At 50.2% G+C, this 13,454-nt stretch carries 10 protein-coding genes; 6 read left to right on the forward strand and 4 right to left on the reverse strand.

The features are described from left to right. The first annotated feature begins 537 nt into the window (after positions 1–537). From DXD12_RS06970 to DXD12_RS06995, 6 genes are all read left to right on the forward strand, one after another. On the forward strand, positions 538–1,650 hold the full coding sequence (locus DXD12_RS06970) for a carbamoyl phosphate synthase small subunit (protein ID WP_118293832.1): 1,113 nt from the start codon (positions 538–540) through the stop codon (positions 1,648–1,650). Then, the gene (gene carB / locus DXD12_RS06975; RefSeq protein ID WP_118469134.1) at positions 1,641–4,937 is read left to right on the forward strand and encodes a carbamoyl-phosphate synthase large subunit; all 3,297 of its coding nucleotides are present in this window, start codon (positions 1,641–1,643) and stop codon (positions 4,935–4,937) included. The genes DXD12_RS06970 and carB overlap by 10 nt, the downstream gene beginning before the upstream one ends. Positions 4,938–5,086: 149 nt before the next feature. Continuing rightward, complete coding sequence (locus tag DXD12_RS06980) at positions 5,087–6,706, forward strand: CTP synthase (protein WP_107000654.1); 1,620 nt, start codon at positions 5,087–5,089, stop codon at positions 6,704–6,706. 19 nt (positions 6,707–6,725) lie between these two features. Beyond that, positions 6,726–7,910 carry an LL-diaminopimelate aminotransferase gene (locus tag DXD12_RS06985; RefSeq protein ID WP_107000653.1) on the forward strand — a complete coding sequence of 395 codons (1,185 nt, stop codon included), beginning with the start codon at positions 6,726–6,728 and terminating at the stop codon, positions 7,908–7,910. A gap of 94 nt (positions 7,911–8,004) precedes the next feature. Continuing rightward, a complete protein-coding gene (locus DXD12_RS06990; RefSeq protein ID WP_107000652.1) occupies positions 8,005–8,994 on the forward strand; it encodes a guanosine polyphosphate pyrophosphohydrolase in 990 nt (329 codons plus the stop codon). A 113-nt stretch (positions 8,995–9,107) separates the two neighbouring features. Then, positions 9,108–9,692, forward strand: coding sequence for a GNAT family N-acetyltransferase (locus tag DXD12_RS06995; protein ID WP_118469132.1), 585 nt, complete (start codon positions 9,108–9,110; stop codon positions 9,690–9,692). A gap of 131 nt (positions 9,693–9,823) precedes the next feature. Here the strand turns inward: DXD12_RS06995 and DXD12_RS07000 are convergent, their stop codons facing one another. The 4 genes from DXD12_RS07000 to DXD12_RS07015 all read right to left on the reverse strand — a co-directional run bounded on the left by DXD12_RS07000 (position 9,824) and on the right by DXD12_RS07015 (position 13,402). Beyond that, positions 9,824–10,366: an NADH peroxidase gene (locus DXD12_RS07000; RefSeq protein ID WP_107000650.1), complete on the reverse strand. Its 543-nt coding sequence runs from the start codon at positions 10,364–10,366 to the stop codon at positions 9,824–9,826. A gap of 352 nt (positions 10,367–10,718) precedes the next feature. After that, positions 10,719–11,114: a transcriptional repressor gene (locus tag DXD12_RS07005; RefSeq protein ID WP_118293836.1), complete on the reverse strand. Its 396-nt coding sequence runs from the start codon at positions 11,112–11,114 to the stop codon at positions 10,719–10,721. A gap of 147 nt (positions 11,115–11,261) precedes the next feature. Next, positions 11,262–12,656 (reverse strand): sensor histidine kinase, encoded by a 1,395-nt coding sequence (locus DXD12_RS07010; protein WP_118637885.1) that lies wholly within the window; start codon positions 12,654–12,656, stop codon positions 11,262–11,264. After that, entirely contained in the window at positions 12,653–13,402 is a 750-nt protein-coding gene (locus DXD12_RS07015; protein ID WP_182457035.1) for a LytTR family DNA-binding domain-containing protein, read from the reverse strand. The genes DXD12_RS07010 and DXD12_RS07015 overlap by 4 nt, the downstream gene beginning before the upstream one ends. Positions 13,403–13,454: the final 52 nt, after the last annotated feature.

The following is a 13,454-nucleotide window of genomic DNA, read 5'->3' on the forward strand; positions in this document are numbered from 1 at the left end:
TCAAAAGACTACATTTTCTTATTTAAAGAAACAGGCATAAGAACAAGCATTTATTTCAGTCGAGAAGACTCCCATCAAGACTTTAATTTTTTGCAGTAAAAAAATACGGAAGCCAGCTATTACATTTAAAGCAAGAAACACAGGAATGCATAAAAATACATAAATAACGCATAAAGAGCATAAAAATGCATAAAAAATCTCTTGACGCATAGAACTTTACTATGCTATAATCTTTCAGAATATGAACAAGGGCGTTCATGGGCTTAGGCTCATGGACGCTTTTTCTGCATAATCAGACAATTTATAAAATGTGTCTGTAATGATGTAAAAAAAACATCTAAGGAAAACAGATTTGCTCAAATGTAAGGTTATTGAGAATGAAAAAGTAAACTGCCGGAACAGACAGTAAAAAGAGCCAGCTGCCGCATACATCCTATGTAAACGGAAGCGGTAAATCGTCCAAATACAAGAAAAAGCGGTCTGGCGACGAAGCGGTTTGAGAAGGCAGGGTACGAGAGAGAAAGGAATGGTGACCAGATGGAGAAACCGGTATATCTTCTGTTGGAAAACGGCGACTATTTTGAGGGAAAAAGCTTTGGCGCTCCTTTACGTGAAGTGACCGGAGAAGTCGTATTCACAACCGGTATGACAGGATACCTTGAGACGATCACAGATCCCAGCTATTTTGGACAGATTGTCGTTCAGACATTTCCGTTAATCGGAAACTACGGAGTGATTCCGCAGGACTTCGAGAATGAAGAGGTATATTTATCAGCCTATATCGTAAAAGAGTGGTGTCAGGAACCTTCCAACTTCAGATGCAGTGGGGATCTTGACACCTTTTTTAAAGAAAGAAACATCCCGGGCGTCTATGGAATCGATACGAGAAAGCTGGCAAAAACCATTCGTGAATCCGGTTCGATGAACGGCTGGCTGACCGAGGTGAAGCCGCCGTATGACGCGAAAAAGCTGGAGGAAGTGAAAAACTTCCACATTACAAAGGCGGTTGAAACCGTTACACCAAAGAAATGTGAGATCAAACCGGCGGATGAGAAAGAAGAGTTCCAGATTGTGCTCTGGGATTTCGGCGCAAAGGAAAATATCATCCGCGAGCTGACCAGGCGCGGATGCCGCGTGGCTGACCTTCCGGCAGGTACGACGGCGGAGGAGATTCTTAAGATGAATCCGGACGGAATCATGCTTTCCAACGGTCCAGGCAACCCAGAGGACAACCCGGAGATCATCGAGGAGATCCGAAAGATTACGAAGGCTGGAAAACCGATGTTCGGCATCTGCCTGGGACACCAGCTGCTGGCGATTGCCAAGGGTGCGAAGACTGGAAAGATGAAATTCGGTCACAGAGGTGCGAACCAGCCGGTCAAGGATCTGACCACCGGACGCGTCTACATCAGCAGCCAGAACCACGGCTATGAGGTACTGCGCGATACGCTGCCGGAGGGCGCGGAGGAGACATTTATCAATGTCAACGACGGCACCTGCGAGGGCATCACCTACCACGATATGCCGGCATTTACCGTCCAGTTTCATCCGGAGGCGTGTGCAGGTCCGAAGGATACGGAAGAGCTGTTTGGGCGTTTCATTCAGATGATGAGAGATTATAAGGAAAAGGAGGGCGCGTCATGCCGTTAAATAAATCCCTGAAAAAAGTTATGGTAATCGGTTCCGGCCCTATCGTCATCGGTCAGGCGGCAGAGTTTGACTATGCAGGAACGCAGGCGTGCCGGGCTTTAAAAGAGGAAGGTCTGGAGGTCGTTTTAGTAAACTCCAACCCGGCAACCATCATGACGGACAGCGCCATTGCGGATCACGTATACATCGAGCCGCTGACCCTGGAATTTGTCAAGAGAATCATTGAAAAAGAGAAGCCTGACAGCATCCTGTCCACCCTGGGCGGACAGACCGGACTGACACTGTCCATGGAGCTTGCCAAAGAAGGTTTCTTAAAGAGCCACAATGTAACGCTTCTCGGCGCGTCCCCGGAGACCATCGATAAGGCGGAGGACCGCCAGTGCTTTAAAGACACGATGGAAGCTATCGGTGAGCCGGTCATTCCGTCCAAGGTTGTCACCACCATCGAGGATGCGCTTGATTTTGCCGAGGTTATTTCTTACCCGGTTATCGTGCGTCCGGCCTTTACCCTGGGCGGTACCGGCGGCGGTATTGCGGCAAATAAAGAAGAGCTTTACAACATCGCGGAGGCGGGTATCCGCCTGTCACCGATCAATCAGATTCTGGTTGAGAAATGTATTTCCGGATGGAAGGAGATCGAGTTTGAGGTAATGCGCGATGCCATAGGCAACGAGATTACGGTCTGCTCGATGGAAAACTTTGACCCGGTCGGCGTCCACACCGGCGACTCCATTGTTATCGCACCGGCTGTGACGCTGGCGGATAAGGAATACCAGATGCTTCGTTCCGCAGCGCTGAATATTATCCAGGCGATGGGCATCGAGGGCGGCTGCAACTGCCAGTTTGCGCTGAATCCGGAGAGCTTTGAATATGCCGTTATCGAGGTAAACCCGCGTGTATCCCGTTCTTCCGCCCTTGCTTCGAAAGCAACCGGATATCCGATTGCCCGCGTGGCAACCAAGATTGCGATCGGTTATCATCTGGACGAGATCCCGAACGAGGTAACCGGCGAGACGATGGCATGCTTCGAGCCGGCCCTTGACTATGTAACGGTTAAATTCCCGAAATGGCCATTTGATAAATTCGTTTACGGACGCCGGAAGCTGGGTACCCAGATGAAGGCAACCGGCGAGGTTATGGCGATCGGCCGCAACTTTGAGCAGGCGCTCATGAAGGCAGTCCGCGGCGCGGAGATCTCCCAGAACAGCCTGAACATGAAGAAACTGGCGCCGATGAGTGTGGAAGAGCTGAGAGAAAAAATTCTGGCGCAGGATGACGAGCGTCTGTTTGCAATCTATGAGAGCTTCAAGCGCGGCGTGACCGTTGCCGAGATTCATGAGCTGACCAAGATCGACGAGTGGTTCTTAAATAAACTGATGCATATCCTGTCTCTGGAACGCCGGATGCAGTCTGAGACTCTGAGCGATGCGCTTTATATGGAAGCCAAACAGAACGGATTCCCGGATGCAGTCATCAAGGAGATGACCGGGCTTTCGGAAATCAAGCATGTTCCGGCATGCTACCGCATGGTTGATACCTGCAGCGCTGAGTTTACGGCAAGTACCCCTTACTTCTACAGCACCTTCGGCGAGGAAGATGAGGCAGAAGAATTTATTAAAGAGAATGCAAGCGGAAAACCGGTTGTTATGGTATTTGGTTCCGGTCCGATCCGTATCGGTCAGGGTATCGAGTTCGATTTCGCCTCTGTTCACTGCGTATGGTCGTTAAAGAGAGCCGGTTATGAGGTTGTCATCGTAAATAACAACCCGGAGACCGTTTCCACCGACTTCAACGTAGCAGACCGTCTGTATTTTGAGCCGCTGACACCGGAGGATGTGCTGGATATTATCCGGATCGAGAAGCCGATCGGCGCAGTTGTGGCCTTTGGCGGACAGACAGCGATCCGTCTGACAAAATGCCTTGTAGAGAACAATATTCCGGTTCTCGGCACTCCGGCAGACAGCATCGATATGGCGGAGGATCGCGGACGTTTCGCAGCCCTGCTGAAAAAATTAAATATGAAACAGGCAGCGGGTCAGACCGTTTATACTGAGGATGAGGCAATCCAGGCGGCAAATCATCTGGGCTATCCGGTTCTGATGCGTCCGAGCTATGTATTAGGCGGACAAAACATGATTATCGCGTACAACGACGCCGATATTCATGAGTATATGAAGATTATTCTCTCACACAAGATTGAGAATGCGATCCTGATTGATAAATACCTGATGGGTACCGAGCTGGAGGTCGACGCGATCTGCGACGGAGAAACGGTTCTGATTCCGGGTATCATGGAGCACATCGAGCGTGCGGGCGTCCATTCCGGCGACTCCATCGCGGTATATCCGGCATTTATGCTGACCGAGAGCCAGAAAGACCGTCTGGTGGACTATTCCATCCGTCTGGCGCTGTCCATGAATACGAAAGGTCTGATCAATATCCAGTATGTCCTGCATGAGGATACGATCTATATCATCGAGGTCAACCCGCGTTCGTCCCGTACCGTGCCGTACATCAGCAAGGTAACCGGCGTGCCGATGGTCGATCTGGCAACCCGCATCATGATGGGCGAGAAGCTGGATGACATGGGCTACGAGACAGGTCTGTATCCGTGCTCTCCGTACTACGCAGTCAAGGTTCCGGTCTTCTCCTTTGAGAAGCTGTCCAACGTAGATACACAGCTCGGACCGGAAATGAAATCGACCGGCGAGGTACTGGGTATCGCCCGGACGATGGAGGAAGCGCTGTTCAAAGGCCTGGTAGCAGCCGGATATACGATGAAGCGCGAGGGCGGCGTCTTAATCAGTGTCCGCGATACCGATAAGAGCGACCTGCGCGAGCTGGTCAAAGAGTACGTGGCGATGGGATTCCACATCTACGCGACCTCCGGTACCGCAAGCCGGTTAAACAGCGTCGGCATTTCTTCAACGTTAGTCAAGAAGCCGAAGGAAGCCAAAGAGGGCGAGGAGACGACCATTTCCCTGCTGGAAGAAGGAAAGATCAGCTATGTAATTTCCACTTCCAAGACGGGACGCCAGCCGGGACGCGACAGTGTCCGCCTGAGAAGAAAGGCGGTCGAGCTTGGTATTCCGTGCCTGACATCGCTTGATACCGCGGCTGTCCTGGCGCTGACACTGGAAAGCCAGTACAACGAGGACAACGTTGAACTGGTGGACATCGCGCATATTGCACATGGTGCAGCTGCTAGAAAAGAGCTGAGCCAGATGGAAAAACCGGAAGAAATCCAGATTCCGGGTTATGTGCTTCAGGAGCATGAGAACGACTAAAAAGAACGATGGTCTGCATGGATTCTGCGTTTTGAGGGTTGCGGAATCCGTGCAGGCTGAAATCTTTTGCGAAGGCAAAATTTGACAGAATCATATATGACGGAAAAAGTGGATTAATATTTTAAAGAAAGGAAGAGGAGGAAAAGCAGATGGCAAAATTTATTTTTGTGACAGGCGGTGTTGTATCGGGATTGGGGAAAGGTATTACAGCAGCGTCTCTGGGCCGTCTTTTGAAGGCACGGGGATTTAAGGTAGCAGCGCAGAAGCTGGATCCGTATATCAACGTCGATCCAGGAACCATGAGCCCGTATCAGCACGGCGAAGTATTCGTAACAAACGACGGTGCGGAGACGGATCTGGATCTGGGACATTATGAGCGTTTTATAGATGAAGATTTAAACCGGTATTCCAACCTGACGACCGGTAAGGTCTACTGGAATGTGTTAAATAAAGAGCGCCGCGGCGAATATCTGGGCGAGACGGTACAGGTAATTCCACATATCACAAATGAGATAAAATCATTTATCTATTCCGTGCAGGAAAAGACCGATGCGGACATCGTTATCACAGAGATCGGCGGAACAACCGGCGATATTGAGTCACAGCCGTTCCTGGAAGCCATCCGCCAGGTGTCCTGCGAGGCGGGACGCAGCAACTGCCTCTTCATCCATGTAACCCTGATTCCATATCTGGAATCTTCAGGCGAGCATAAATCAAAACCGACGCAGCATTCGGTTAAACAGCTGCAGTCCTTTGGTATCATGCCGGATATCATCGTAGCGCGCTGTGACCGTCCGGTGGACGATCCGTCCATTTTCCGCAAGATCGCACTGTTCTGCAACGTCAAAGAGGACTGCGTCATCGAGAACCTGACCCTTCCGGTTCTCTACGAGGCGCCGATCATGCTGGAGGAAGCAGGACTTGCCAAGATCGTGCTTCGCGAGCTGGGCATCGAGAAAGCGCCGCAGGAGTGCGATCTGACGGAGTGGAAACATATGCTGGACCGCATCAAGAACAGCCGCAAGACGGTCAAGATTTCCCTGGTCGGCAAGTACGTCAAACTGCACGACTCCTATCTGTCGATCGTAGAATCCCTGCACCATGCCGGATGGGAAAATGGCGCGCAGGTGGAGATCAACTGGGTGGATAGTGAGACGATCACTCCGGAGACGGCACCGGAAATCCTGGGCGGTTCAACCGGTATCATCGTGCCGGGCGGCTTCGGCATCCGAGGCATCGAGGGCATGATTGCGGCAGCGGATTATGCGAGAAGAAACAATATCCCGTACTTTGGCATCTGCCTTGGTATGCAGATCGCGGCGATCGCATTTGCCAGAGGCGTGTTAGGCTATGAGGATGCGAACTCAACCGAGTTTGCGCCGGACAGCAAGCATCCGGTCATTGCCCTGATGGAAGAGCAGATGGATCTGGCTGACATGGGCGGAACGATGCGTCTGGGTGCATATCCGTGCCGCATCAGTCCGGATACGCTGATGATGAAAGCCTATGGAAAAGGTCTGATCGAAGAGAGACATCGCCATCGTTATGAATTTAACAACAAGTTCCGGGAAGTTTATATGGAGCATGGCGCTATCTTTTCCGGACAGTCTCCGGACGGTACGCTGGTAGAGGCGATGGAGATTCCGGGACATCCGTTCTATCTGGGAGTTCAGTACCATCCGGAGTTCAAGAGCCGCCCGAACCGCGCACATCCGATCTTCCGGGAGTTTGTGAAAGCGGCTCTGGAGGTAAAGGAAAAAAATTCTTAAAATATGGAGAAAATAAAGTATGAAGATCAACGAAAACTATAAAAATCTGGAAGAAAGCTATCTGTTTTCTACCATTGCTAAAAAAGTAGATGAATACACCAAAGCCCATCCAGAGGCAAAAGTAATCAAAATGGGTATCGGTGACGTAACCCTTCCGATCTGCCAGAAAGCAGCTGACGCATTTGCAAAAGCAGCTATGGAGCAGGGCAAGGCGGCTACGTTCCATGGATATGGTCCGGAGCAGGGATATGATTTTCTGCGCGTAGCAGTTCAGAAGTATTATGCGTCCTTCCAGGTTGAGGTGGCGGCGGAGGATATATTCATCAGCGACGGCGCGAAGAGTGATGTCGGAAATATCCTCGATCTCTTTGATGCGGACAACACGGTCCTGATCCCGGATCCGGTATACCCGGTTTACATGGATACGAACGTGATGGCAGGCAGAAAGATCGTATTTATGGATGCCAATGTGGAAAATGGCTTTCTTCCGATGCCTCCGAAGGGACAGAAAGCGGATATTATTTATCTCTGCTCCCCGAACAACCCGACTGGCGGTGTGTACAACCGTGAGCAGTTAAAAGAGTGGGTTGACTATGCGAACGAGCAGGATGCGATTCTTTTATTTGATGCGGCGTATGAGTCCTTCGTAGCAGATCCGGCGCTTCCGAGAAGTATTTTTGAGATTGAGGGCGCCAAGACCTGCGCGATCGAGTTCTGCTCCCTTTCGAAGTTGGCAAGCTTTACCGGAACCCGCTGTGGCTATACCGTGGTTCCCTCTGAATTAGAGCGCGGTGGTTCTTCCATCCGCAAGATGTGGCTGCGCCGCCAGACAACCAAGTTTAACGGCGTTTCCTACCCGGTACAGCGCGCCGCAGAGGCAGCTCTTTCACCGGAGGGAATGGCACAGTGCCGCGAGCACCTGGACGTATACCGCACCAATGCGAAGATCATGACCGAGACCTTAAAAGAGCTTGGCATCTGGCACATCGGCGGCGAAAATTCACCGTACATCTGGATGCAGTGCCCGAACGGCATGAAATCCTGGGAGTTTTTCGACGATCTGCTTGCCAAGGCAAATGTGGTCGGCACACCGGGCAGCGGATTTGGTAAGAATGGAGAAGGATTCTTCCGTCTGACTGCATTTGGTACGACTGCGAATACAAAAGAGGCAATGGAGCGGATCAAGAAGGTTTACGGAAAATAAATAGCTCTATTTTATAAATAAGGGGGCTGGTGCATCTGGGGCATTGTTATCCTACGCACCGTCCCTTTTTTGCTGAAGCAGGGAGGTGAGGACCATGGTGACCTTAAACGATTATCTGTATTCCGGCGATACGATGTTTAAGATTTTAAAGAATTACAGCCGGGATTTGAAAGCGGAGGCAAAACAGACAAACAATGAGATAGACCTGATACATGCAAATTTTCTGATTCAGATCCGGGAGCTTTTGGAACACAATGATTTCCTGACGACCCAGTCACAGAAGATCCGGGAATTTTATATTCATATGGCAAAGGAATATCCGCTTCTGGCATTTAACTTTAAGGGAAGAATCAAGTCGCTGATCCGCTCGGAGGCGAAATTTAACGGATATATCGTCGAATATATTTATGACTGTTATACAGAACATAAGGCATTTCCGTCGATCTCCGATTTGAAGCAGAGATTGAGCTGTTTCCGCGACCTGATCGCGTACCGGATCGTGATTTCACTGCCGAAGTGTTACCTGAAACCGGGGGAATCGCAGCAGGATGCGGATATCCGGTACCTCTACCAGATAGCGAATGAACTTCCGGGATTTCTGGAGGAACGCGGGTTTACGGCGGAACCGGCTTACGGGGTGAAAGAGAGTACCTCCCCGTTGATGGATGAGGAGGCAAGGCCGTACTACCGTGATTATGTCTGCGGAAATAGTTCGGATGATTACCAGTCTCTGCATATTACGTTTTACGATAATTGTTCCAGAAGCTATGTGGAGGTACAGCTTCGCACAAAGCACATGGACGATATCGCGGAGATCGGCGTGGCCAATCATTTAAGCTACGAAAAGCGCCAGGAGGGCGAGCGGGCCAGACGGGATGAGATTCCGGAGGGCGCGTGCGTTTATTTTGACGAGGCATACGAGCGCTGCCAGCGCCTGGTGTCGCTCAAGTTGGCTGAGCTCGATGTCAATATGTTTTCGGCGATCAACAATGACCTGGTCAATGACGGCTGCGGGCTGTACCGGGGGCGGCTGATTCTGCCGTATGAGCATTTGTCGAGGCATCAGAATGAGCTGGTGGATTGAGGGGTTCACGGGCAGGCATGAATCCGGTTGCGAATAGTTGACGAAACGGGAAGATTCATATATAGTTGCCTGTAAAGGAAAAATGACCGAAAATGATAGGGAGGAACCAGTTTATGGATCATACATCCTGCCGCCTGCGTCTGGCTGCTATCGCCGATGCACCTGCGATATTGGAAATTTATGCACAATATATGGACACGCCGATCACGTTTGAGACGGAGCTGCCGTCCCTGGAGGAATTTGAGGGGCGCATCCGGGCGATCACGACAGAATATCCGTGGATTGTCTGCGAGGATGAAACGGGCAGAATCATTGGCTATGCATATGGGCATAAGCAGCTTGAGCGCGCGGCGTACCGCTGGAATGCAGAGCTTTCTGAGTATTTGGACAGTCGGGTGACGTCGAAGGGCATCGGCAAACGGATGCTTCTGGTGCTTCTGGAACTTTTAAAGGCGCAGGGCATCCACACCGTCTACAGTCTGGTGACGAGTCCGAATCTGAAGAGCGATGCGATGCATAATGGATGCGGCTTCCGGACGATGGGCGTGTGCAGGAATACCGGCTATAAGAGCGGAAAATGGCATGATGTTACCTGGTATGAGAAAGCGCTGCTGCCGTATGAGGACGTACCGGCGGAGATGATTCCGATTGGGAAGATGGAGAAGGAGACGGTAGATAAGATTTTGGCGTCTTTTTGAACAGAGACATAAAACAAATCTGCATAAAATAAACAGGGCGTGTGAAAAAGGAATTTCCCATTTTCACACGCCCTGATCAGTTCTCTTTTATTCACCAGCGCCGTAATGCGCTGTCCATTCATTCACTCAGATTAGTTGAAGTATCTCTTTAACAGACCCTCAAATGCCTTGCCATGTCTAGCCTCGTCACGAGCCATCTCATGAACGGTGTCATGGATTGCATCCAGGTTAGCAGCTTTCGCACGTTTTGCAAGGTCAAATTTGCCTTCGGTTGCGCCGTGCTCAGCCTCTACACGCATCTCCAGGTTCTTCTTGGTGGAATCAGTTACAACCTCACCCAGAAGCTCTGCAAACTTAGCAGCGTGCTCAGCCTCTTCGTAAGCTGCCTTCTCCCAGTACAGACCGATTTCCGGATAGCCCTCTCTGTGAGCTACACGTGCCATCGCCAGGTACATACCAACTTCTCTGCACTCGCCTTCATAGTTAGCTCTTAAATCTTCGAGAATATCCTCGCTGACACCCTGTGCCACACCAACTACGTGCTCAGCTGCCCATGTCATCTCGCCGGACTGCTCTTTGAACTTGGAAGCCGGAGCGCCGCATACTGGACATTTCTCCGGAGCAGCCTCACCCTCGTATACGTAACCACATACTGTACAGACAAATTTCTTCATAGTCAATTCTCCTTTTCTAAAATAAATTTTTAATTTCGTGTTTTATAGAAACAATAAATAGATAGTAAAGTTGCTTGCAACCATTCTGTTTCATAGGAGCTTTTAAAACGAAATCGTTTATTTGGCTTAAATGAAATCAGTAATGATTACTGATATTAAGATATCATAGATTCCTGTGTTTGTCAATAAAAAAATAGAAATAATTCTTATTTTTTTCATTTTTATCGATAACCTGGATATTCTCAGAACTTTTTCGCTGGTGATGTATTCATACCCGGTCAGCGCATGGCAGAAATCGGGAAGCGGCTCATTTGGTCCCGTCTGTTCCGATACAAAATCAGCCGCTTCTATATTAGTGTTTTTCCCCTTTCAGACACTCATCGCATATCCCATAGAAAAACACGGTATGGTCATCGATCGTTCCCGGCACAAATTCTTTGGCGGCTGTCTCCAGCTCCTTGGTTGCTTCCATCGGAATATCCATGACCCGTCCGCACTGGCGGCAGACGTAGTGGTAATGTGGGGATGTATCATAATCGAAATGATCCGTGCCGTCGCCGCAGGACAGCTTCCGGATCTCGCCCAGCTCAACTAACAGGTTTAAATTGCGGTAAACGGTTCCAAGGCTGATATTCGGAAACTGTTCCCGGATGCTGGTGTAAAGGGCGTCGGCGGTCGGATGATCCTTCCGGCTCATCAGGCAGGCTTTGATCGATTCGCGCTGACGGCTGTATTTTAAGGTTTTCATAAGCGACACTCCAATCCTTCTAAATAATATTGATAATGATTATTATTTATATTATGCGTCCTGACGCGATGAAAGTCAATCTTTTTTCAAAGATTTCCGTGAGAAATTTTACTATGAAAATTCTGCCGCCGATTAGGCGGCATGGATTCAGGGATGCCAAATGCGCCTGCCAGAGCTTTCATTGTGGGGCACACCTGACTGCCAGGCGCATGAAGGTTTAGCATCAAAGTTTAACATTACCGATGCGTAAAAGATCCCGTCCTCATACCGGAAATCCACCAGACCCTGGTACCGCTCAGCGATCGAACGGATGGAGGCGGTTCCCGTGTCGAAGCCGTCATGTTTGGTCGAGCGGAACCGCCCATTTTCCTCGATCGGCGGATGGCAGCAGGTGTTGTCAACGGCGATCACGATGTGACCGGCATCCTCCTGGGCGCAGATGCGGATAAACGGCGCGCTGTCTGTACATTCCCGACAGGCGTCGAGGGCATTTTCCAGAAGATTGCCGAAGATCGAGCAGAGCTGTGGCTCACCCAGCGGGAGAGAGGGCGGAAGCTGGATGCGGACCGAAAAATCGACTGACGCCTTGCGCGCCTCCTCGCCGTAATAGCTGATAATCGTGTTGACCGCATAATTTTCACACCAGGTCCGCGCAGTGTCCGGCGGAAGCGTCATACGGTATTGTTCGATGTAGGTATTCAGATCCTCCGTTTTCCCGCTTTGCAGGTAATGCTCGATGAGATTTAAGTGCTGGCGCAGGTCGTGGCGCGCCTCCCGCACCTCTTCGATGTGGCGGGAAAGCTGCTGATACTGTGTGTACTGCATCGCCAGGAGGGTGTCCTGCTGTGCCGCGCGTTCTTCCAGCTGCGCCTGCTGGCGGACTGCATTGAGCGCTTCCAAAAGGACATAGTAGATGAGAATCGTCATAGCAAAGAGCCAGAGGCGCGTGAGGATAAAACGGAACTTGCGGACGGTATCAATGTTTAAATCAAAGTTATAAGCGCAGATAATCAGGGTGCATGAAAATGGAATAAACCAGACTTTCTGCCAGAATGCGGAGCTGTCTACCTGAAAAACGCGTTCCGTGGCATTTTTCATAAATTTGAGCCCGAGGGGGAGCGTCAGAAGCAGAAGAATCGAGATGAGCAGCAGGCTTTGATCGCGGAGTGAATAATAGGTAATGCTGGGGTCGTAGAACAGACGGCTTTCCAGAAAGAAACAGATGCCCCGGACTGTGACAAAATAATTCAGGATGAAGTTGCCCAGAAACAGAAGTTTCCAGAAATTAGCCTTCACACATAAAAAATAGATTGCCAGGGAAACGAAGGCAAATACCGTGTCGGTGACCCGGGTCGGTTTACCGTGGCTGATCAGGTAGGTATACAGGGAGGACTGGAGCAGCTGACCGATAAAAATGAACAGAATCAGGATTTTGATCGGAAATCGCAGCTGCTTTTTAAATGGCAGAATCGATAAAATAAAAAAAGGAATGGAATAGACTGTTTCACAGAGAAATGCCTTGCCAAACACAGACCAGTTCATAGAGTACCTCCCTTCCGCAATGTGTCAAATAAGTAGGTTGCAAATGCTTCTTTTGTCTCTTTTTTCTTCCGGCGGCTGCAGAAAAAGAAGCTGCCGTTTTTCAGATGGACAGAACCGTCCTCGTCCACCGAGGCAACCTGTGAAAAATTGATAAGCAGCCCGCGTCCGCTCATGTAAAAACGTCTGCCCTTCGGGAGCAGTGCCATCAGCTCCGAAAAAGAAATCCGTGTGGCGGTGTCACCGGAACTGGTGTGGATGATCAGCCGGTGGTTCTGTGTCTCCGCATACAGAAAATCATCAAGCAGAATCCGTTGCGTGGATGCCTGTCCCCGTCCGAGCGCCGCCTGAATTTCGATGTAGGCAGGCGCGGCGAGAAATGTCCGGATCTCATCGAGACACCAGGCAAGCGCCTTTTCCTCAACCGGTTTTAAGAGATAATCAAGGGGATGGGCACGGTAGCCCTGCAGCGAATAATCGCGTTCCGATGTGGTGAAAACGATCGGGAGACGTTGCGCGCTCTTGCGAAGCTCCAGCGCCGTGTCAATGCCATTGCGCCCGTCCCGGTCCAGCATAATATCCATAAAAACCGCATTAAAAAGCCTTGGACGGAAGGCTTTCAGAAATGCCTCGCCGCTCTCGTAGCAGTCAAAGTACACCGTTTCCCCGTGCTTCTCCAAGTTCTCCTGTATCAAATGAATCAGATGATTCTGATCTATCTTCAAGTCCTCAACAATCGCAAAATGCATCAAAGCGCAATCGCCTCCTTTATTCAAAACCGTGACCATTTAGGTCGAGGTT

Source organism: Clostridium sp. TF11-13AC, from assembly GCF_003481065.1.
GTDB lineage: Bacteria > Bacillota > Clostridia > Lachnospirales > Lachnospiraceae > Otoolea > Otoolea fessa.